Origin of the sequence: Coprococcus sp. LG101-27, assembly GCF_027695515.1 — a bacterium.
In the GTDB taxonomy this organism is placed as follows: Bacteria; Bacillota; Clostridia; order Lachnospirales; family Lachnospiraceae; genus Allocoprococcus; species Allocoprococcus comes.
In genome coordinates, this window is sequence record NZ_JAQEUJ010000034.1 from 1 (window position 1) to 23374 (window position 23374).

The following is a 23374-nucleotide window of genomic DNA, read 5'->3' on the forward strand; positions in this document are numbered from 1 at the left end:
ATTTATTATTTTTTATTGTCCTCTTGACGGGGAGCATACCATTTTAACCAACTGGAAGTTTTCTTTCTGTACATAAGTGAACCCAATCCTCTTAAATCATTACATTTGTAATGCGTCTCTTTTAATATTTATAACACATTTTGCATAAAAGGTAAATGGTTACTCACGCCTAATTACTTTTTAATTACTTTTTTCGTCATTTTTTACTTTTTTCGCGAAGAAAATCCATTACTTTTATTTGTTTTTTTGACAAACCCGCAGCTTTTTAATGTACAACAAAAGCACCAAAAAAGGTACTTTTGTTACTTTTCTACCTGTTTTTAGTCGAAAAACTACCAACCACCGAATATTGATGGTTGGTAGAAAATCCTTGTTTTTTATTTCTTCAGTGCAATAATTGCCTTCACCACATCGTCAACTCCCATCTCAGAGCTGTCGATCAGCGTTGCATCTTCTGCCTGTTTGAGCGGTGCGATCTCTCTTGTCATATCGCGCTCGTCTCTTTCCTGGATATCCTGCCTGATCTGTTCAAAATCACAGGCTTCTCCTTTTCCTTCCAGTTCTTTGAACCGGCGCATTGCGCGGCATTCTACACTTGCAGTCAGATACACTTTAACGTCCGCATTCGGAAGTACATTGGTTCCGATATCTCTTCCATCCATAACGACATCTTTTTCTTTTGCAAGATTCCTCTGCAGATCCAGAAGCTTTGCACGGACTGCCGGTACTGCCGAGCTTACGGATGCCATATTTCCAACCGTTTCCTCACGAAGCTGTGAAGTGATGTTTTCTCCATTCAAATAGACCTGCTGCACACCATTTTCATAACCAAGCTCTACCGTTGCATCCTCGCATGCTGCCTCGATCTTCTCTACTTCTCCCGGTACGATCCCTTTTTTCAGGAAATGTACGGCAAGTCCGCGGTACATTGCCCCGGTATCTACATAGATGAATCCCAGTTCCTTTGCAACCAGTTTTGCGATCGTGCTCTTTCCGGCACCTGCCGGTCCGTCAATTGCAATATTATATCCCATTTTATATCCTCCCTGTTTCACTCACATTTCCTGTTTACGCCATCTCTGGATTGCTGTGCGATATCTATAATCCAAAAACTACCAGATATTACTTCCTGCCGCATATGCAGTCGACCACGCGATCTGCAGATTGAATCCACCGGTCAGTGCATCCAGATCCAGCACTTCCCCTGCAAAATACAGTCCCTGTACCAGCTTTGACTCCATCGTAGACGGATTGACTTCTTTAACTTTTACGCCGCCCCGTGTGATAATTGCCTCTTTGAAATCCCGAAGCCCGGTCAGTGTCACAGTAAAATGCTTGATCAGATGGACGAAATTCATCCGCTCTTCTTTTGTGATCACATTGACCTTCTTCTCCGGATCAATGCCGCTTAAGTGGATCATGACCGGAAGTAATTTTGCCGGAAACAGTCCGGTAACTGCATTTTTAAACTGTTTATTATGGTTTGCATCAAATTCCCGCAGTACTCTCGCATCCAGCTGCTCTTCGGAAAGTGCCGGCTTCAGGTCGATGACCAGCTTTAACTCATGCTTTTTCTGCAGGATTTTACCTACATAGGCACTCGCACTGATGATCAGTGGTCCGCTTACTCCAAAGTGGGTGAATAACATTTCTCCGAAATCACTGTACAGCTCTTTCTTTCCGTCATAGACCGTTGCCTGGACATTCCGGAGGGAAAGCCCCATCAGTGCCGGAATGTACTCTTCTCTGACATTCATCGGAACCAGGGAAGGTGCAGGTTCGGTGATCTTGTGTCCCATCGCTTCTGCAAAGCGATAGCCATCTCCGGTGGAACCTGTTGTCTGATAGCTGACACCACCGGTTGCGATAATGCAGGCATCCCCTTCTTCTTTGCTTCCATCTGCCATGACAAGATAGGAAAATCTTCCATCCTCTGCCACAACTTTTTCTACATTGGAATAAAGATGAATGTGTACTCCATTTCGCTTCATTTCCACCTCCAGTGTGCGGATAACATCCGAAGAATGATCCGACTGCGGAAATACACGGTTGCCACGCTCTGTCTTCAGACGCAATCCTGCATTTTCAAAGAAATCCATCACATCCTGGTTGGTAAATCCGTAAAAACTGCTGTACATGAATTTCTCATTGGATACCATATTCTGGAAAAGTTCATCCACGTCACAGGCATTGGTGACGTTGCATCTGCCTTTTCCCGTGATGAAAAGCTTCTTTCCAAGTTTTTCATTTTTCTCAAATACGTGGACTTCATTGCCATTTTTCGCCGCAAAGATCGATGCGAACATACCGGCAGCTCCGCCTCCTACGATCAGTACTTTACTCATTTGATCCTTACCTCATCTTCTACAGGCTCCAGTTCATCTCTGGAATAAACCTGATATTCGTCCCAGATGTCCTCCAGTGTCTCCAGCGTCTCGATGACATCATCCTGCTTCTTCATACAGAGTGCAACCACCAGTGCATTGATCACACTAAGCGGTGCAACCAGGGAATCTACGATAGATGCCATATCACTCTTGGCAATCAGATTGCAGGAGGAATAGAGATTCATCGGTGAATTCACACTGTCGGTCAAGGTTATTACCTTTGCTTTCCGGTTGCTGGCAAATTCCAGTGCTTTTAAAGTACGCATGGAATATCGTGGAAAACTGATCCCGATGATCACATCTTCTTCCCCGATCCGGATCAGTTGTTCAAAGATCTCGCTGGAACTGTTGGTATCGACCTCTACCACATCCTCACAGATCAGATTCAGATAGAAAGTCAGGAATTTTGCCAGCGGTGCACAGCTTCGGATTCCGATCACATAAACCTTTTTTGCCGCAAGGATCGTATCCACCGCCAGCTCAAATGCATGATTGTCCACGGATTCCAATGTCTGCTTGATCTTCTCGATATCAGACTGCAGAACCGTCGCCAGGATCTCGCTCCGGTCGATCCGTCCGTAGGTCACTTCCATACGCTGGATAGAATTCAGCTTGGTACGCACCAGTTCTCCCAGTGCTTTCTGGAATTCGGGATAGCCTTTATATCCAAGCTGTGTTGCGAAACGGACAACCGTTGATTCGCTGACACCGACTGCCTCTCCCATCTTTGCAGCCGTCAGGAAGGCTGCTTTATCATAATTTTCTTTGATGTAATCCGCAAGCCGCTTCTGTCCCTTGCTGAACTTCGGATATCTCTCATCAATTCTAATCAGTAACTCATTTTTTGTGCTCACAATTTGCCTCCAAATAAGAAACGTGCCTTTTTATAAAATCATTTACTTCTATTATAAATAAGGTCACAACCCTTTTTATTATAAGCAAAAGAGCCATAAAATTCAACTCGAATTTTATGGCTCCTGAGGTTACGTTTTGCTCACAAAATACTGTCTGTAACAGCTTTCGTCAGTTCGTCGTTATTATACCGGATAACTTCCGTCTTTTGCAATTGTAGCATCTACTTTCTTCTCCTGTGCCTCGCGGTATTTGAAGAAGTCTGTAGCTACCTGCGGGAAGAGTGCGTAGCTGAGTACGTCTTCATCCTGCTCTTTGTACTGTTCCATCTCTTTTTCAAGAGTAGCAAGTTCATCCGGGATCAGGTCTGCCGGACGGCATGTGATAACTTCCGGATTGTCTCCAAGTACTTTCTTAACAACATCCGGATTGAACGGTTTAACAGTTGCACCGTATTTTCCGCTCAGGATGTCTTTTGTCTCTTTTGTTGCCATCTTGTAGCGTTCGCCCATCAGGACATTGAATACTGCCTGTGTACCAACGATCTGTGATGACGGAGTAACCAGCGGTGGTTCACCAAGATCTTTACGAACTCTCGGTACTTCTTCAAGTACGTCGTAGAACTTGTCTTCTGCGCCCTGCTCTTTGAGCTGGGAAGTAAGGTTAGAAAGCATTCCACCCGGTACCTGGTACAGAAGAGTCTTGATGTTAACACCAAGGTTCTTCGGATTGAGAAGTCCGCTGTCAAGTGCTTCGTCACGGATCGGACGGAAGTAATCAGCGATCTCAGCCAGAAGATTCTGGTCAAATCCTGTATCATAAGGTGTTCCCTTGAATGTCTCAACCATAACTTCTGTTGCCGGCTGAGAAGTTCCAAGTGCGAACGGTGAAATAGCGGTATCGATCACGTCTACACCGGCTTCAACTGCTTTTAAGTATGTCATTGAAGCAACACCTGATGTGTAATGTGTATGCAGCTGGATCGGGATATCAACAGCTTCTTTTAATGCTCCGACAAGCTCTGTTGCCTTGTACGGAAGAAGAAGTCCTGCCATATCTTTGATACAGATAGAGTTTGCACCCATATCTTCGATTCTCTTAGCGATGTCTACCCAGTAATCTAAGGTGTAAGCATCTCCAAGAGTATAGGAAAGTGCGATCTGTGCTTCTGCTTTTTCAGAATTTGCTGCTTTTACTGCTGTCTGAAGGTTTCTAAGGTCATTCAGACAGTCAAAAATACGAATGATATCGATTCCGTTTGCAACAGATTTTTTAACGAAGTATTCTACTACATCATCTGCGTATGGACGGTATCCAAGGATGTTCTGTCCACGGAAGAGCATCTGAAGTTTGGTGTTCTTGAATCCGTCACGGAATTTACGAAGTCTTGACCATGGATCTTCATGCAGGAAACGAAGGGATGCATCAAATGTAGCTCCGCCCCAGCACTCTACGGAATGATATCCGACTTTGTCCATTTTATCTACGATCGGAAGCATCTGTTCTGTGGTAAGTCTTGTTGCGATCAGGGACTGATGCGCATCACGCAGAACTGTTTCCGTAATCTTAATCGGTTTCTTTTCAATTGCTGCCATTATATCTTCCTCCAATTATTATAAGGTTTATTGCGCTCCAGGATTGTTATCTCACTGTCAGATACGCGCTTCCTGTTGCTACATTACTCCGAAAATAGCCATAAATGTTCCGGCTGCTACGGCTGTTCCGATAACTCCGGCTACGTTCGGTCCCATTGCATGCATCAGAAGGAAGTTGGTCGGATCTGCTTCCGCTCCTACTTTCTGAGATACACGGGCTGCCATAGGTACGGCAGATACTCCGGCTGAACCAATCAGCGGATTTACCTTGCCATGTGTGGCTACGCACATCAGTTTTCCAAACAGGACACCTGCTGCGGTACCGAATGCGAATGCGATCAGACCAAGTAGTACGATCTTCAATGTGCTGACATTTAAGAATGCCTCTGCACTTGTAGTAGCACCTACAGATGTACCAAGCAGGATAACTACGATGTACATCATTGCGTTGGATGCGGTCTCTGTCAGCTGTCTTACAACACCGGATTCTTTGAACAGGTTACCAAGCATCAGCATACCTACCAGAGGAGCTGTTGTCGGAAGAATCATACATACAACGATGGTTACGATGATCGGGAACAGAATTTTCTCAAGCTGTGTAACCGGACGAAGCTGTCCCATTTTAATCTTTCTTTCCTTCTCTGTTGTGAGAAGCTTCATGATCGGCGGCTGGATGATCGGAACCAGTGACATGTACGAGTACGCCGCCACGGCGATTGGTCCCATAAGTGCTGTCTGCTGGAGCTTACCTGCAAGGAAGATGGATGTCGGTCCGTCTGCTCCACCGATGATGGAGATAGCAGCTGCTGCCTTATCAGAGAAACCAAGAGCCATCGCACCAAGATAAGCTGCGAAAATACCAAACTGTGCTGCCGCACCGAGGAGGAAGCTCGCCGGGTTGGCAATGAGCGGTCCGAAGTCAGTCATCGCACCGACACCCATGAAAATAAGTGACGGGAGAATAGACCACTCATCCAGCTGGAAGAAGTAATACAAAAGTCCGCCCGTTCCGTTAGCCGAATCTTCTGCATGAAGCATGATATCCGGGTAAATATTTACCAGGAGCATACCAAATGCAATCGGTACAAGCAGAAGCGGTTCAAACCCATGCTTGATTGCAAGATAAAGGAAAAAACATGCAACTGCGATCATAATGTAGTTACCCCAAGTCAGGTTGAGGAACGCAGTCTGCTGCACGAGGTTTCCCAGTGTGTTAGTGATATATTCCATGTTATAACCTCCTGTTTTTCAAAAGGATGTTGCTCCTTAGTTCAATGTAGCCAGTGTCTGTCCTGCTTCTACTGCATCACCTACTGCTACATCGATACTTGCAACTGTTCCGTCTTCCGGAGCTACAACAGGAATTTCCATCTTCATTGCTTCTACGATAAGAACTGCATCACCGCGGGATACTTTCTGTCCTACGCTTGCTTCGATCTTAAATACTTTTCCGGCTGCACCTGCTTCTACCTTGATGCTTCCAGCTCCGGCTGCTGCTTTTGGAGCTGCCTTCGGTGCTGCTTTCGGAGCTGCCTTTGGTGCTGCTACTGGTGCTGCAGCTGCTCCGTTTCCGTTTTCTTCTACTGTAACATCATATACGTTGCCGTTAACTGTGATTGTATAGTTTTTCATCTTTAAATCCTCCTGATTCTATTCGCACTATGCATTCCATTTGTTTGATTTTCTTCTCTTGATAGAACGTACTACAAATCCGTCTGTAGTAGTTCCTTCTGCTGCTGCGATCGCTGCTGCGATAACTGCAACAAGTTCGGTATCATCCATTTCTTCTGCTTCTTCTACAGCTGCTGCCACTGCCGGTGCCGGCGCTGCCTTCGGAGCTTCTTCTTTTTTCTTCTTGGATGTACCGTTAAGTAATGCAGGAACGTATTTGATCAGGGAAATGATAAAGCTCATGAAAATAAGCATTACGAATACAGTTCCCATACCAAGTAATGTGTTAAGTCCCGCTTTTTCAAGGATTTCGCTCATGCCGTAATGAGCATTGACTGTAAATGATTCCAGAGTCATATTCTCATCGAATACGAATTCCAGGTCTGCACTTCTGTCAGAAAATGTTGCCGGTGCAGTTACCGTAACACCTGTAGAAGACGCCTCGAATTCATAGTCTTTATGGCTTTCATAATCGCCGCATTCTTCCAGGGATGCTTTCCATCCTTCCAGTGCAGTTGCGAAAGTGTCTGCTTCCATCTGCACACCGGTCTGACTTTCAAACTGTGCCATCAGATATCCCTGATTCCAGTCTGACATCTCTGTGATCTGGTCGCTTGTGATGGATCCGCTCTCAATGATATCAAAAACAGCATCACAAGACTGGATCAGTGTATCTTTGTCATAGCTGACGGTCTTGGCATTTCCGCAGCCTGCAAGGCCGAGCACAAGTACCAGAACTGCGACTACTAAACTAATCTTTTTCTTCACTTTGCTTCACCTCGCTAAATTGTTCCGTGTTTTTTGGATGGTCTTTCTTCCCTTTTTGTAAATAACATCTCAAATGCACCGATCACATATTTTCTGGTATCTGCCGGTTCGATGATGGTATCTACATATCCTCTTCCAGCTGCGGAAAGCGGGCTTGACTGAAGTGCTTTGTATTCTTCTGTCTTTGCTTTTAATGTATCTGCATCTGCATCTGTGTACATGATCTTCGCAGCCATGTCTGCTGCCATCATTCCGATCTCAGCTTCCGGCCATGCGTATACCATGTCTGCTCCGATTGCTTTGCTGTTCATGGTCACATATGCACTTCCGAATGCTTTACCTGTGATCACATTGACTTTTGGTACAGTTGCATCTGCAAATGCATAAGTGAGAGCTGCCATCTCTCTTGCAAGGTTCTTTTCTGAGCATGCAGTTGCCTTGAGTCCCTTTACGTTTGTAAGTGTGAGTACCGGAATTCCGAATGCATCACAAAATTTAACGAAAGCTGCTGCTTTCTTGCATCCCATTGCTGAGAGTGTGCCATCGAATTCTTCTGCTGTGTTTCCTTCTTCATCATATACTTTTGAGCGGTTGGCAACAGCACCTACTGTCATTCCGTTCAGACGGATGAAGCCTGTTACCATATCTTTTGCATATGCTTTCTTTGTCTCAATGAACACACCATTGTCAGAGATCATAGAAAGAGCAAGTGCTGCATCTTCTGCTGCGTTCTCAATATCTGCACATACTCTGTTCAGATCGTCTGTGCATTCATCGTATGCATCGTTGTCTTCGTTGTTAGCCGGAAGAATTGCTACGAGTGAGCGGATCTCGTCAAGAATTTCTTCTTCGCTTCCTACGCCGTCAACGATTCCGGATTCTTCACTCTGGAATTTTGCGCTTGCTGTATCGCATTTGTCCGCGGTGTTGCCCGGAATGGTGTTCGGAGAGTTTACGAATAATTTTCCGTTCTCTGCCATGAATGTAAAATCAGAAAGTGCTGCTGCCGCTGCCAGTCCACCACCGCAATTGCCGAATACTGCTGTGATCTGTGGAATTACGCCAGAAGCCATAGCCTGTTTGTAATAGAAGCTTCCGAATGCGTTCAGTGCGTCAGTTGCTTCCTGAAGACGAAGTCCTGCGCAGTCGATCAGACCGATCACCGGTGCGCCCATCTTCATTGCCATATCATAAATGTTCGCAATCTTCTTTGCGTGCATCTCGCCGATGGTTCCGTTCAGTACAGATGCGTCCTGGCTGTATACATATACCAGGTTTCCATCGATTACACCGTAACCTGTGATGACGCCATCTGTCGGAGCTTTTTTCTCCTGCATGTTGAAATCTGTTGCTCTTGCAGTTACCTGTCCACCGATTTCAACAAAGCTTCCCTCATCGAGCAAATTGGCAATTCTTAAGCTCGCCGGGTTTGATGATGTTGTGTTGCTCATAAATCTAGCCCTCCATTTTTATAAATTTAATAATTAAATCAAATTTTCTGCCGTGTATATTATACTTGCTTTCTATGCAATACGCAACTGTTTTTGATAAGTTTTCTCTTATTTTGTTAAATTTTCGACAAGTAATTTTCACGTGCAAAAAAAGCCTCTGCAACGCAGAAGCCTTTTCTTACATAAACATATTCCCTGTTCCAACATAACGGATTCCGTCTTCAAAGACTCTCTTTCCGCCAAGTGTAACAAATTTTACATCTTTTAATCTGGTGATATCCCGGCTTAAGTCACCGCCAACTACCAGAAGATCTGCATCCAGTCCTTCCGCAACAAGTCCGCGTTCTTTTTCCACACCCAGTACCTTTGCCGGGTTGGATGTTGCCACTTGTATTGCCTGCACCGGCGTAATTCCGTATTCCACCATATATTGCAGTTCTCTCGGAAGCGGCAAGAGCGGAGAATGATACATTACCATATCGGTGCCGGCAAGAACCGTCACACCCGTATCATAAAATTCTTTAAAATGATCCCGGTACGCTTTGTATGCCGGTTCAAAGAATTCATAATTTGCCATCTCTTTTTGCATGACCGGATCGCTGACCGGTGCATCGCCATTCTTCTCAATATTTTCCTTGCACAGTTTATAGAGATAAGTATATGCCATGATAGTCGGTGTCCAGGCAATACCTTTTTCTGCCATCTGCTTTGCATGATCCAATGTCATAAAGGTCCCGTGTTCGATCGTGTCAAATCCGGCATCAATGCACATCTGGATCCCCGGATTGGTTCCGGCATGCACGCCACACTTGATTCCTCTTCTGTGGCACTCATCCACCGCCGCATCCAGTTCTTCCTGGGTAAACTCCGGATATGGTTCCCGGTTGGTGGTCAGGATCTTCACCCATTCCGCACCGTCACGCACCTGCTTACGGATCTCTTTACGGATTGCCCACGGACCGTCCATTTCCTCTACCTCTTCCCAGGCATGCCCGCCTGTCATACAGATTCCGGTATCCGTATGCACGATTCTCGGGATCACGACAAATCCCTTCTTTTCTGCCAGTTTCAGATTCTTGCATACACCATGTGCAGAAGACATATCCCGCACCGTGGTGATCCCTCTTTCAAATGCAGACTGCGCATGCTGCAACGCATATAACATGATCAGCTGTGATCCATAATTAAAGCTGTCCGGCTGGGAATAGCCGTATGCAAGATGCGCATGCATATCCATAAGTCCAGGAAGAAGTGTCGCATCACCATACTCCTTAACTTCCTCCTGCGGAAATTCTTTCAGCAACTCTTCTTTCGGTGCGATTTTTCCGATCTTGCCGTCCTCTCCAATATAGACTGCCTTATCCGTAAGAACGGTCTTTCCATCTCCTGTAATCAGATATTTCGTACTGATAATCATCCCTTGGTCCCTCTTTTATTCCTTTATTTTTCAAATACACGCAGCCCTTTCATGCTGCCTCTCTCCCGTCGCATACATTCTTTAATATTTTAAAGTGCAACCATCTTGAAGTGTATTATACTTGTTTTTTCAAACCAACGCAACCGTTTTCCACAGAATCTGTTAAATATTTTGCATTTTTTAATCCGTTTTACGTCCAAAACTTTATACGGATACACTTGCACTTTTCATTTTACTCACAACATCGTTTAACAATCAATATTAAAATTTTGTGATTCCCAGGTCTGCGAAAAAAGAAAACCCTTACCCGGCAAACCACCAGATAAGGATTTCCTCAATTCTTTATACTTTTTTAGGATGACAACATTCTTATTACAGTGTGATCAGAGCATCTGTAATATTTGTAATTCTGCGGTATCCATCTTCTGTGATCAGGAAATCATCTTCCTGACGGACTCCGCCGATTCCCGGAATGTAAATTCCAGGTTCGATCGTATGAACCATTCCCGGCTGAAGGGTCACTTTACTGCCGGTACAGATATACGGCTGTTCATGAATATCCAGTCCGAAGTTGTGTCCCGGACCATGTGGAATATGATAGCCTGCATCTTCTACTACCTTCACGATGATATCTCTGAGCTCGCCCATAACCATTCCCGGTTTCAGGCTGTTCTGACCAGCATCCTTTGCTTTTCTGACTACGTCAAACATCTTGTAAAGCTCCGGATTTTTGGCTTTCCCTACTGCAACAGTACGGGTAATATCCGAGCAGTATCCGTGATAATAAGTTCCAAAATCAATCGTCACAAAATCACCAAGCTGGATTTTTCTATCGGATGCTGTCGCATGACAGTTTGCTCCGTTATCCGGACCAGATGCTACGATCGTCTCGAAGCAGAATCCGGAGCCGCCACGGCTTCTGAACTGATATTCCAGTTCATTTGCAATATCGATCTCTGTAACGCCCGGTTTGATCACATCAAGCAGTGCATAGAAAGATCTCTCTGAAATCCGGCATGCCTGTTCGATCGTCTCGATTTCTTCCGGTGTCTTGATCGCACGTAAAGGTTCTACATAAGACCCTTCGGAAACGAATTTGGTATCAGGCGCCTGACTTACCAGATCCTGATAATCATCAAACGTAAGATCGGCTCCACAGATTGCACACTGTTTTACCCCTGCTTCTGCTGCCAATTTACCGGTCTGGCTGAAGTAATTCAGTCCTTCACCGTAGACAACAACTTCAAATCCTTCTGTTTCCTGTGCGGCCTGGAATTCAAACCGTCCGTCGGTTACAAAATAGTTTTTCTTTTCTGTCAAAAGCAGGACCGCAACTCCATATTCTCCGGTAAAGCCGGTCAGATACTTAATGTCGCTGCCTTTGCTGATCACAATTCCGTCATGACTATTTTTCTTTACAGCATCTACAATTTTCTGTATGCGTGTATTCATTGTTCCATCTCCTACTGAATGAAATCCCAGTTGAATTTCATATTTTCATCATATGATTTGTATGGTTTTCCATCAATATCATAGATGTTTACATTATAATGCCAAGGTTCCGGAAGTGTCTTCTCCGGATAAATGTGCTTCATCAGCTCATATCCTTCCGGATCATAGACCTTCAGTTCCTCTCTTGTGTTGACCGGTCCGCGGATACCATCCCATCGTCCGTCAACACCTTCCTGCATGACATTGAACCAGACAGTACTTAAGGTTGCAAAATACTCTTCGTAATTGCTGATCGCATAAGTGTCCGGCCACAAACCATTGTCGCTGGCATGCTGATATGCTTTCCGGATCATGTCTGCAAGCGTCTGGTCTTTCAGACCATTCATTCCAACCAGATGGATCGCATGTCCGAACTCATGGACAAGGATCATCTCATTTGGATAACTGGTTGCATATCTTCCGGTTCTGAGACGGATTACATTTGCCTCTGAAATAGAGGATGCCGGATTCGTCATCTCACCGCCGTAACCTGCCACGTGGCGGGTTGCAAGCAGATATCCCATTCTGTGTTCCGGGACATCGTATGCATTCTCAAGCAGTCCGAAAACAGATATCTCTGCGCCTCTGCGGACGAGCTCTTCTGCTACTTCCGGGATCTTTTCAAGCATCATATCAATAATTGCAAGTGCTTTATCCACTACAGCCGGTGTTGTTTTTTCTCCGGCTTTTACTACAATGCCGGAGGTTCCTTTTTTGCGGACTACATAATATGGCTGATACACGGTCTGGTAGACCTTTTCATTGTCTACCGGTCTGTCTTTTACATCAGTCAGCTTTCCGACAACCTGTACGGTAACCTCTCCTGCACATTCCGGATCAACCGGATGAACCAGGGAAAGTGTGGTACGCATGGATTCTTTCTGGTATACCGTACCATAATCCCATGTCATATCACTGGTCCAGTGTACCAGTTCCTGTACTTCCCCTTTGTATTTTACCAGATAATCGTTTTCATTATCAGCACGGCGCATCTGTTCGCCCCAATAAATCTCAATTCTTCTGTCATCGATCAGAATGACTTTTTCGACCGGTGCATAATTACAATTCTCTGACATTTATTTTTCATCCTCCTGAAACATAAACTTATTTTCTAATCTTTTATGCTTCTGCGTTCTTGTCCAGTCCCATTCCGACTGCAAGCTTTTTACTGAAAATTGCTACAACCACACCGACTGCACATACACCCAAACCGATTGCTACGAAGAACGGAATTTCGCTTCCTTCTTTGTAGAAGTTTGTGAGCAGCGTGTTAAGAGCAGCTCCTGTAGACTGTGACATTGACCAGATTGTCATCATCTGTGTCATGAATGCCTTCGGTGCTGCAACAGCCGTGATTGAGTAACCGATCGGGCAGGTAAATCCTTCACCAAGCATCAGGATTGCATAGAATAATACGATCCACCATGCGCTGACTTTTGCATCTCCAGGATAGATTACATAGAGGAGTGCAATGATTAAAGCTCCAAGTCCCCAGAAGATTGTTCCGATACCCATCTTTGTGGTTCCGTATGGCTGTTTCTTTCCGAGTTTTGTCCATACTGCTGTCAGGATACTTCCGATGATAACTGCAAATACTGCTGGGATTGTCTGCATAGATGCTGCAGGCACTTCAATTCCGAACAGTACACGGTTAACCTTTTCTTCATAGAAGATTGCAAGGATTGAAATTGTCTGTGTCCAGATCAGCAGGGTAACTGCGTTACAGATGAACGGCGGAACCAGGCAGAGGATTTTCTTCTTCTCATGTGGCTCTGTCTTTTTACTTTTGTAAATAACTACCAGGTATACGATCGGGATAATGATCGATACAGTACTGATTACATTTGAAAATACAGAAATACTTAATGTTCCTGTTGCAAAAAGCGTTGCAAGAACAACTGCGCAGATAACAAGTACAATGATCATCTTTGTGATGAAAGAACGTTTCTTATCATCCGGAAGCGGATCATCCGGTTCAATACCGATATTACCGAAGAACGGTTTGTATGTAACTGCATATACAACGATACCCAGGAATGCAAGGACTGCACATGCCGCGAATGCTACATGATATCCGAGTGCTGCTGCGATTATACCGGAAAGTACCGGAGCTGCTGCACCAATGTTGGAAATTACGTAAGAAATCGTGTAAGCGCTGTCACGTCTTCCATCGGATTCATCATAGAATTTTCCAAGAAGAGCATCCAGGCATCTGCCACCGAACATCGGTCCGATTGCCAGACATCCCATAGCGATTCCATAGCCAGGAACGCCAAGTGGTAATGCAAGGCATACATATCCAATAAATGAAAGTGATCTTGATACAAATAAGGACTTCCGGCATCCTAAGATACGGTCGCAGACAAAGCTTCCGACAATACCTGTCAGTACGACAACTGTTGAATATAAAGAGATCAGCTGTGCTGCATTTGCCTTGCTGAATCCAAGTCCTTCCGGTGCATTTGCGTATAAGTAGTAAATCAGTACCGCACTCATCGCATAGCTTGCGAAAGAGTTACAAAGCTGCATAAAGCTCAGGGTTCCCACACCCTTTGGCTGTCCTAAAAAGGCGGTTTGTTTTCTTAACGCCTCATCATGTTCGTTCATTATTTTTTCCTCCAAGATAACCTTTTGTATTCTATTCATCCAGCAAAAAACAATCGTTAATTATTTCCCCATCCTCAGATGTCTTCACTCCTCCTTTTTCATAATTTTTAACTTTTGTTTTTTATTATGAACATACAAATATCTTACTTTTTTTTGTTTACTTTGTCAATAATTTTGCCTGTAAATATGAATTTTTGTTCACATTCATAAACATCGACAAAAAAGGAACGCAAAAAACGTCTTTTTAACCGTTTTTTGCGCCCTTTTTTCGTCATTTTTCTGTATTATTTATTTCTGGTTGCGGAACTGTACCGGTGTGATATTGTACGCCTTTTTGAAGAGCCTGTTGAAGTGCTCTACATTCTGGTATCCAACGGTCAGTGCAATATTTTCAACGGTCATGCTGCTGCTTTTTAACAGGGCACGTGCCTTTTTCATTCTGACCTTTTTGACAATATCCCCGAAAGTCGTTCCGGATTTTTCTTTGATATATTTGGAAAGGTATGGTTTGGACAGGAAGAATTTCTCTGCAAGGTCATCCAGAGATACATCCAGATAATTTGCCTGGATATAGTTCATGATCTCTACCATTCTTTCATCTTTACATTCATTCGCATTCTTCAGTTCATCGATCTTGTTGACAGCAACTGTCAATGCTTCAATAGAAGCTTTGATGATATCGGCATCAATTCCGACTCCCCAGTAGGTCTTTCCATTGCAGATGACACCTACATAAGCGCATGCCTTGGAAGAAGAACCACGCGTCAGGGAATGTTCTTCGTAGAAGCTCAGTTCATAGCTGATACCAAAGTACTGTTTGATCGCATTGCTGACTGCATCAAGACGTCCGTTACCACCTGCTGTTACCACACGTTTTCCATTTGCATGGGAAATGGTTGCGTCTGCCATAATACCATCTTCCTGTTTGAAGTGGCATTCATCGATAGAGAAGATTCCTTTGTAATTTACATAGTGATCTTCAAAAATGTGGTATACCCAGTCCGGAGTCAGCTCCTTGTGTGCTTTATCGGATACATCTTTCACCATGTAGCCGACTTCTTCACGCATCTCTTTCGGAACGCTGATGCCAAAGTTCTGCTTCAGAATGTAGCTTACACCGCCTTTTCCTGACTGGCTGTTGATACGGATAACATCTTTATCGTAAGTTCTTCCGATGTCCTTCGGATCGATCGGCAGATACGGTACGGTCCAGTGATCTCTTTCTTCCGCTTCACGCCATGCCATACCTTTTGCGATGGCATCCTGATGGGAACCGGAAAATGCGGTAAATACCAGATCTCCTGCATATGGCTGTCTTTCATAGACATGCATTCTGGTCAGGCGTTCGTAGATTTCACGGATTTTTGGAATGTCAGTGAAATCCAGGCCCGGATCTACACCCTGCGAGAACATATTGAGTGCCAGTGTCACGATATCCACGTTACCGGTACGTTCTCCATTTCCAAATAAGGTTCCTTCGATACGGTCTGCACCTGCAAGAATACCCATTTCAGCAGTTGCCACGCCGCATCCACGGTCGTTGTGTGGGTGAAGGCTGAGTACCACACCATCACGGTATTTCAGATTCTTATCTACATATTCTACCTGTCCTGCAAATACATGCGGCATTGCGTTTTCTACGGTTGTCGGAATGTTGATGATTACTTTTTTATCTTTTGTCGGCTGCCATACATCCAGTACTGCATTGCAGACATCCACTGCATAGTCCACCTCTGTTCCTGAAAAGCTTTCCGGACTGTACTCGAAAGTAAAGTTTCCTTCTGTCTGATCAGCAAGCTGTTTCAACAGCTTTGCTCCGTCGATGGCGATTTGTTTTACCTGTTCTTTGTCTTTTTTGAAAACCTGTTCTCTCTGTGCAACAGAGGTTGAGTTGTACACGTGGATCACAGCATGTGGTGCTCCCTGTACGGCTTCGAAGGTACGTTTGATGATGTGCTCTCTTGCCTGTGTCAGTACCTGGACAGTCACGTCATCCGGGATCATGTCTTTCTCGATCAGGGTACGCATGAACTGGTACTCTGTCTCAGATGCTGCCGGGAATCCGACTTCGATCTCTTTGAATCCCACATCGACCAATAACTGGAAGAATTCCAGCTTTTCATCCAGACTCATCGGCTCGATCAGTGCCTGGTTTCCATCACGCAGGTCAACGCTGCACCAGATTGGCGGTGCGTCTACATAATCTTTTTTCACCCAATCATATTCAAATTTCGGAGGCATAAAATATTGTCTCTCGTATTTTTTACAGTTTTCCATTTTGTTTCTCTCCTTTTATTTAATTGGAAAGGGCGGCATCTGCTTTTTCTTCTGTTCATATGAAAAAACAAGAAATTTTTCATAAAAATCACACAATTTTCCTAATTCCTGACTTTTCACAAATATCCGTCAACTTTCTTGTCTTATTTTGTTGTCTAGCTAATGCTAACATATCTTATCGCGAAAGTCCATTGATGAATTTAAGCAATTTTCTTGATCTATTTTATTTTTCTCGTGTTTTAAAAATTAAATTGGTAAAACATTTCACACATTTTCATGGCTATCCAGGTAAATGTTCTCCGTCTGACTGTTTCTTTTACAACAGCCTGGCAGCTCCCCCATTTCTCCCCGTTTAAGAGATACGTGATCTGTCCGACCGGTGTTCCGCTTTTCACCGGCGCATCCAGTTTTTCCGGTACTTCTGTCTTTTCTTCTGCCACATCATCATCTCCGACCAGAATCTTACCCGGACTTTCTTTTCCTTTGATTTCCACTTCCACTGCTGCTTTTCCAAACAAACCATTTTGGGAAACACCGTTTTCCACGGGTATTTTCGAAAGCTCCGGTATTTTCCACACCTCATCATAACGATAATGTGCCATTCCGTACTCCATCAGTTTTCTGGTATCTGTCCATTTATAATTCTTGTTGTTTGGCCAGCCACAGGCAAGCAGTGCCACTACAAATGTACGATCCTCACTCTGTAAAGCCCCTACATAGCAATATCCGGCATCCCCGGTAAACCCTGTTTTTCCGGAAATCGCGCCATCCATCATCTGAAGAAATGCATTGTGGTTGCTGCAGCTAAAATTTCCCTTTCCCTCAGCATCAGAAAAGCTGTATGCCGGCGTTTGCGTGATCGCAAGAAATTCTGCAGCTTTGGGAGAACGTAGGACGCAGTAGCTCATGATTTTTGCCAGATCTGCAGCTGAAATGCTGTGCACACCGCCCACATCCTCTCCATCCAATCCGTTTGGCGTAACAAAATGTGCCTCAGTGCATCCGATCTCTTCTGCCTTTTCATTCATCCACCCGGCAAATTGCGGAACGGATCCTGCAAGGTGTTCCGCGATCGCCACTGCAGAATCATTATGGGATTCCAGCATCAGGGAATATAGAAGATCCCCCAGATAAAACGCTTCCCCTTCGTGCATTCCCAGATGAACCTTCGGCTGTGCGACCGCATTTGCAGAGGCTGTCACCAGGTCCTTCGGATTTCCCTTTTCCAGCGCAAGAATGCAGGTCATGATCTTCGTTGTACTTGCCATCGGACGCATTACATGCTCTTCCTTTCCGAGCAGAACCCTGCCGCTGTCCGCATCCACCAGCGCAGCGGAACGGGCATAGAGCCGGGCAAGAAGCTGCTCCCTTTCCTGCTCACGGGTTTCTTTTTCCTGTGCAGTCTGCGCATCCGAGACCGGTTCCTTTTGCTGCGTAGTCTCCATTATCTGTGTCCGTTCATTTTCTTCTGCAGGCACTTTCCCTGATAAGACCTTACCCGGACTTTCTCCTGTGGATTCTCTCCATAGCATCTTTCCTTGAAAAATCTGCAAACTAAAAAAGAATACCATGCACGCTGCCAGAATCCCTCTTCTGATCCGTGCCGGTATTCCATTCCTCTTCTTTTCTTTCTTTTTCATGCGCCCCGCTCTCCCTCCTGCTCTTTTCTGTTCCATTTTATGAACAGGGACGGGCGTTTATACTATGGATTCCATTTTAAATATTCAGCCGGATCTGTGCCTCATCTTCCGCTTCTTCTTTGAATGTCTCCAGCTTCTCCGGTTCAATGCCCGGGAGATCATCTAAAGACTGCACACTGAATCTGCGCAGAAATTCTTCGGTTGTTCCAAAAAGCAGCGGACGTCCCGGTGCATCAAGGCGCCCAAGCTCGCAGACCAGATTGTACTCGATCAGCTTGTTTACCGCATGATCCGATTTGACTCCGCGAATCTTCTCAATCTCCAGCTTGGTGATCGGCTGACGGTAAGCAATGATTGAAAGTGTCTCCAGCATGACATCTGTCAGGACATACTTTTTCGGCTGCTTTGCGATCCGGATCAGATACTCATACATCTCCGGTTTGCTACAGAGCTGATATGCATGATCCAGTTCGATGATCCGGATGCCACGCTCCTCTTTCTGATACTTGTCCATCATATTATGGATAAGTTTCTCCGTCGTCGGCACATCCTTCTCGATCGCGGATGCGATCTTACTCACCTCGACCGAATCTCCCATAGTGAACAGGATTGCCTCTATGATACTCTCCAACTGTTTTGTTCTCATTTTCTTCTATACTCCTTGCCGCAGTCCCTCGTCCGATGTAATGATGATATCATCAAACGTATGTTCCTGATATACCTGTATCTCTCCTGTCTTCATCAGCTCCAGCACCGCCAGGAAGGTGACAATGATCTGTACCTTGGATGCCTGCTTTTTCAGGAGATCCCGGAAACTGAATCTGTGATGTACCTTTGCATACTCATAAACATATTCCAGTTTCTCCGGAAGCGTAACCTCTTCTTTCTCGATCTTGCCGAACTTGCTTCGGATCGGATCCGTCTTATCTGCCTGTCTTTTCAGGATATCCTGAAAAATATCATTCAGCTTCGTCAGTGTCAGCCCGTCAAGAAGCGTATCCAGATCTACCGGTTCTTCGTATTCCTTTACTTCATCCGGAATGGTCGCTCCCTTATAGAACAGCTTTTCTCCGTCCACCTGGCGGTCACGCAGTTCATAAGACATGTATTTGTACATCTTGTACTGCAAAAGCTGCTCTACCAGTTCCTGACGCGGATCTTCTTCCTCGCCCTCTTCATTGACTTCCTTTGGAAGAAGCATCTTGCATTTGATGTCCAGAAGTGTCGCCGCCATGACCAGAAATTCACTCATGACATTCAGGTCTGCTCTGTCCATCGCCTGGATATATTCCATATACTGGTTGGTGATCTCTACGATCGGAATATCGTAGATGTCTATTTTATTTTTATCGATCAAATGTAAGAGCAGATCCAGAGGTCCCTCAAAAACCTGCAGCTTTACCGGTATTCCTTTTCCCATAGATATCCTTTCCAGTCAAATTGTCGATAACCTTATTTATTATACAGGAAAGCCGGGATGATATCAAGTACGACTAACTCTGCCGGATTCCAGAAGCGGAAATTGATCGTGTGGGTTCCGAGCCCTTTGCTGACCACAATATATTTCCCGTCTTTTTCATAACAGTCCCCGCTGTAGCGTGGAAACAGACGGAACTGCGGACTGATCACACCGCCAAGCAGTGGAAGTCTGGCAATCCCGCCATGTAAATGTCCGGACAGCACCAGGTCTGCTCCCCACTTCCAGTAGGTTTCTGCGTAAAGCGGATGATGTGCCATTAAAATGCAGTATGCGTCCGTCTCTGCACTGCCAATCCGTTCTTCCATCTCGCCAGTCGTAAGCGGACACACCTTCCATCCTTTTTTATAGCATCCAAATGGAAGCTCCATCCCATATAAACGCAGCTTCATCCCGTTTACCGGGATTTCTTCTGATCCATTCACCAGGACATGAATCCCTGCCTTTTTCAGTTCATTCTCATAATATCCATATTCTTTGCCGTAAATCTCCTGCTGCTCATGCATTCTCTGCTCATGATTGCCATTACAGCACCAGACCGGTGCGATCTGTGGAAGTTTTTTCATCAAATCCGCTGCCGGTGTCCAGTCTCTTCCGGCTTTCCCGACCAGCATATCGCCGCCTGCCAGGATCAGATCCGGCTTTGCTTCCCTGATCGCCAAAAGCAGCTCCTCATTCTCTTTTCCATAGACATGATTATGCAGATCACTTAAGAAAGCAATCCGTACTTTTCCGGCATCTCCCTTTATTTTACTGGTTCTGATCCGGTATCTTGTAATCTTGAAGCAGTGCAGCTCCCGCCATACTTCTGCAAGAACTGCTGCTGCAAAAATCACCAGTATCAATACGATAATCCCTGTTGCCTTCATCTCTTCCCTCTTTCGTTATACCATCATTTCTTCCAGAATTTTAAGGAATGCGCCCCCAAATGTCAACTCCCCGACACCTTCTGTCGCATAAACCGGAACGCTTCCGATGGTTTTCTCATTCAGCCGGTAAATTACTTCTCCGATCTGGTCGCCTTTCTTTACCGGGGCAGTCTGTTTCTGTATCTGTACCTCTTTTTCCACGGCAGACAGATCTGATCCACTGGTATCCACATACCGGAAGCCCTCCAGCGTCTCTCCCTTTGCCTTCTCCTGCATTCCATGTTTCACTTCGGCGTACACAATTTTTTCCAGTGCCTTTTCATCCTGGTAAATACTGCATTTCCCAAAGCCATAGTTTAACATGGCAATGGCATCCTTTATCCGTGTCTTAGAATCCGGCTCTGCCATCACAACCGCAATCATATTGACCCCGTCTTTTCTTGCCGTTGCAGACAGGCAGAACTTCGCACCGCTTGTGGATCCGGTCTTCAGTCCGGTTGCGTATTCATACTGCCGGATCAGTTTGTTGGTATTACTCAGTCCGAATTCACTGCTGCCCTTTGCCGTAGTGTGGGTAATATTTTCCATCCAGATCGTTGAGTAATCCTCGATCTGTGGATACTTCGTGATCAGCTCCCGTGACATCAGTGCAATGTCTCTCGCTGTCGTCAGATGCCCTTCCGTGTCCAGTCCATTGCAGTTGACAAAATGGGTATTCGTCATTCCAAGCCCTGCCGATCTCTGATTCATCTTTTCCACAAAAGCCGGTTCACTCCCGGCAATCTTTTCTGCCATCGCCACGCAGGCATCATTGGCACTTGCCACAGCAATGCACTTGATCATTGTATCCACAGTCTGCTTCTCACCAGCTTCCAGAAATACCTGGGATCCGCCCATCGATGCAGCGTACTCAGAAGTTGTGACTTCGGTATCCGGCGTGATCGTTCCGTCTGCCAGTGCATCAAAGATCAGAAGCAGCGTCATAACCTTTGTCACACTCGCCGGGGGCTTTTTCTCATCCGCATTTTTTTCTAAGAGAACCTGACCTCCGGAAGCTTCCATAATAACTGCGGACTCAGCAGATAGTTCCAGACCGGTCAGATTGCCCGAATTGTCTTTGTTCGTCTGCTCCGGATCCTCCTGCCGGATCACATCCTGCATAGCTTTCGGTCTTTCTCCCGGCTCAAAAACATCCGCCGCCCGGACCGGGATCCCATATACGGTCTGCACGCACAGAACCATGCCAAGCAGACCTGCCAGAAATTTGCGCATCATAAGACTCCTTTTTTCCATCCATCGATACTATATAAATAAGCCTTCTGACAGGAAAATAGAACCTTTCTTTACACTTCCCGGTTCATTTTTTCGCCTTCCTCATTGAACCAGTCCATTGCCTGACAGATTCCTTCTTCTGCAAATGGGAATTCTCTCTTTGTGATCTTTTCCTGTGGAATCTTATCATAAATAAACGGTCCTTCCCAGATACTTCCGACAAGAATCGTTTCTGAATTTTCCTCATCGGTCTTTTTTTCTTCTTTCGCCAGGCGATAATTCATTTTTCCCATACTTCCGTTAAATTTCGCTTTTTTATAAAAATTCAGCGGAAAAAGCTGCATTCTTTCTAACATATTTTTCACCTCAAAAACCGGCACAGAAACTTGGGGATTTCTGTGCCGGTACTCTATTTTTTATACAATTATATCAATAAGTCGGAGGAATGTCTATACTATGCAGTCTTCTGATCTACCTCATATTTTGCAGCAGCTTCGTTGATCGCATCTCTCATGATCTCGATTGCCTGATCTACGTGTTCTTTTGCAAGGATCAGTGGCGGGATCATACGGTTTACGCTGTCGCCGATCGCTGTGATCAGAAGTCTTCTTCTGAAGCATGCCCATTTTACTTCAAGAGCGATCGGAATATCGTATTCGCATCCTACCAGAAGTCCTTTTCCTCTTGCTTCTTTTACATGTGGAAGCTCTGCAAGTTTTTCTTTCATGTATTCACCCATTACTTTTGCATTTCCACTTAAATCTCTGTCGAGGATTTCAGAAATGGAAGCAAGAGATGCGGCACATGCAAGTGGATGTCCACCGTATGTAGAGCCATGTGTTCCTGATGTAAATACTGCAGCTACTTCTTCGCTTGCGCAGCATGCACCGATCGGCATTCCGCCTCCCATAGCTTTTGCCATCGTTACACAGTCAGGTTTTACACCATATCCCATGAATGCCATTGGAGATCCTGTACGTCCCCATCCGGTCTGTACTTCATCGAGAAAGAGAAGCATACCTCTTTCATCACAGAGTTTACGAAGTCCTTCGATAAATTCCTGTGTTGCCGGATGTACACCACCTTCGCCCTGTACCGGCTCGATCATGATCGCGATCGTGTTATCTGTTACTTTTGACTTGAAATCTTCAAGGTTGTTATATTCTGCGTAGGAGAATCCCGGAAGCATCGGTTTGAATCCAAGCTGGCATGCGTTATCCGGCTGTCCTGTTGCGGAAAGTGCTCCGTATGTTCTTCCGTGGAAACCATTGATTGCTGTTACGATATGGTAATGTTCCGGGCCATATTTTTCAACGCCGTATTTTCTTGCCATCTTGATCATACATTCGTTGGCTTCTGTTCCTGAGTTCTGGAAGAAAATCTTATCCATTCCGATCGTGTCACAGATCTTCTTTGCGAGAAGTGCCTGTGGAATTGTGTATGGGTAATTGAATGTATGCATGATGTCATCAAGCTGGTCTTTTACTGCTGCGACAACCTTCGGATTTCTGTTACCTGGTGTATTTACGGCAACTCCACCATAAAAGTCGAGGTAAGCTACCAATGTCATTAAGTTAAGGAAAAATAATTAGATTCTTAT

Annotated in this window: 20 protein-coding genes; all 20 read right to left on the reverse strand. The window is 45.0% G+C overall.

The window, feature by feature from the left end; translation table 11 throughout:
- Positions 1 to 377 precede the first annotated feature (377 nt).
- Complete coding sequence (gene cmk, locus PG766_RS15260) at positions 378 to 1034, reverse strand: (d)CMP kinase (RefSeq protein ID WP_118199718.1); 657 nt, start codon at positions 1032 to 1034, stop codon at positions 378 to 380.
- Between the two features lie 78 nt (positions 1035 to 1112).
- The gene (locus PG766_RS15265; RefSeq protein WP_118199717.1) at positions 1113 to 2345 is read right to left on the reverse strand and encodes an NAD(P)/FAD-dependent oxidoreductase; all 1233 of its coding nucleotides are present in this window, start codon (positions 2343 to 2345) and stop codon (positions 1113 to 1115) included.
- A complete protein-coding gene (locus PG766_RS15270) occupies positions 2342 to 3241 on the reverse strand; it encodes a MurR/RpiR family transcriptional regulator (protein WP_008369203.1) in 900 nt (299 codons plus the stop codon). Before PG766_RS15270 ends, PG766_RS15265 begins: the two co-directional genes overlap by 4 nt.
- 183 nt (positions 3242 to 3424) lie before the next feature.
- Entirely contained in the window at positions 3425 to 4834 is a 1410-nt protein-coding gene (locus PG766_RS15275; protein ID WP_118199716.1) for an oxaloacetate decarboxylase subunit alpha, read from the reverse strand.
- 78 nt (positions 4835 to 4912) lie between these two features.
- Entirely contained in the window at positions 4913 to 6064 is a 1152-nt protein-coding gene (locus PG766_RS15280; protein ID WP_008369207.1) for a sodium ion-translocating decarboxylase subunit beta, read from the reverse strand.
- 36 nt (positions 6065 to 6100) lie between these two features.
- A complete protein-coding gene (locus PG766_RS15285; protein ID WP_008369209.1) occupies positions 6101 to 6466 on the reverse strand; it encodes a biotin/lipoyl-containing protein in 366 nt (121 codons plus the stop codon).
- A 27-nt stretch (positions 6467 to 6493) separates the two neighbouring features.
- Positions 6494 to 7273: an OadG family transporter subunit gene (locus tag PG766_RS15290; RefSeq protein ID WP_008369211.1), complete on the reverse strand. Its 780-nt coding sequence runs from the start codon at positions 7271 to 7273 to the stop codon at positions 6494 to 6496.
- A 14-nt stretch (positions 7274 to 7287) separates the two neighbouring features.
- On the reverse strand, positions 7288 to 8724 hold the full coding sequence (locus PG766_RS15295) for an acyl-CoA carboxylase subunit beta (RefSeq protein WP_118199715.1): 1437 nt from the start codon (positions 8722 to 8724) through the stop codon (positions 7288 to 7290).
- A 178-nt stretch (positions 8725 to 8902) separates the two neighbouring features.
- Positions 8903 to 10141: an amidohydrolase family protein gene (locus PG766_RS15300; protein ID WP_117823804.1), complete on the reverse strand. Its 1239-nt coding sequence runs from the start codon at positions 10139 to 10141 to the stop codon at positions 8903 to 8905.
- 372 nt (positions 10142 to 10513) lie between these two features.
- Complete coding sequence (locus tag PG766_RS15305; protein ID WP_117556557.1) at positions 10514 to 11593, reverse strand: M24 family metallopeptidase; 1080 nt, start codon at positions 11591 to 11593, stop codon at positions 10514 to 10516.
- 11 nt (positions 11594 to 11604) lie between these two features.
- Positions 11605 to 12708 (reverse strand): hypothetical protein, encoded by a 1104-nt coding sequence (locus PG766_RS15310; protein ID WP_117834494.1) that lies wholly within the window; start codon positions 12706 to 12708, stop codon positions 11605 to 11607.
- 43 nt (positions 12709 to 12751) lie between these two features.
- Positions 12752 to 14239, reverse strand: coding sequence for a peptide MFS transporter (locus tag PG766_RS15315; protein WP_118199714.1), 1488 nt, complete (start codon positions 14237 to 14239; stop codon positions 12752 to 12754).
- A gap of 288 nt (positions 14240 to 14527) precedes the next feature.
- Positions 14528 to 16516, reverse strand: a complete 1989-nt coding sequence (locus tag PG766_RS15320; RefSeq protein WP_118199713.1) for a 2-isopropylmalate synthase — start codon at positions 16514 to 16516, stop codon at positions 14528 to 14530.
- 239 nt (positions 16517 to 16755) lie between these two features.
- Complete coding sequence (locus PG766_RS15325) at positions 16756 to 18156, reverse strand: D-alanyl-D-alanine carboxypeptidase family protein (protein ID WP_243014556.1); 1401 nt, start codon at positions 18154 to 18156, stop codon at positions 16756 to 16758.
- Positions 18157 to 18232: 76 nt separating this feature from the next.
- Positions 18233 to 18802, reverse strand: coding sequence for an SMC-Scp complex subunit ScpB (scpB, locus tag PG766_RS15330; RefSeq protein ID WP_118199712.1), 570 nt, complete (start codon positions 18800 to 18802; stop codon positions 18233 to 18235).
- A 6-nt stretch (positions 18803 to 18808) separates the two neighbouring features.
- Entirely contained in the window at positions 18809 to 19576 is a 768-nt protein-coding gene (locus PG766_RS15335) for a segregation and condensation protein A (RefSeq protein ID WP_008369228.1), read from the reverse strand.
- A 32-nt stretch (positions 19577 to 19608) separates the two neighbouring features.
- Positions 19609 to 20502 (reverse strand): metallophosphoesterase, encoded by an 894-nt coding sequence (locus PG766_RS15340; RefSeq protein ID WP_117823800.1) that lies wholly within the window; start codon positions 20500 to 20502, stop codon positions 19609 to 19611.
- Between the two features lie 15 nt (positions 20503 to 20517).
- Positions 20518 to 21774 (reverse strand): D-alanyl-D-alanine carboxypeptidase family protein, encoded by a 1257-nt coding sequence (locus PG766_RS15345; RefSeq protein ID WP_118199711.1) that lies wholly within the window; start codon positions 21772 to 21774, stop codon positions 20518 to 20520.
- A 71-nt stretch (positions 21775 to 21845) separates the two neighbouring features.
- Positions 21846 to 22130, reverse strand: a complete 285-nt coding sequence (locus PG766_RS15350) for a hypothetical protein (RefSeq protein ID WP_022219906.1) — start codon at positions 22128 to 22130, stop codon at positions 21846 to 21848.
- A gap of 98 nt (positions 22131 to 22228) precedes the next feature.
- On the reverse strand, positions 22229 to 23338 hold the full coding sequence (locus PG766_RS15355) for an aspartate aminotransferase family protein (RefSeq protein WP_270591179.1): 1110 nt from the start codon (positions 23336 to 23338) through the stop codon (positions 22229 to 22231).
- Positions 23339 to 23374 lie beyond the last annotated feature (36 nt).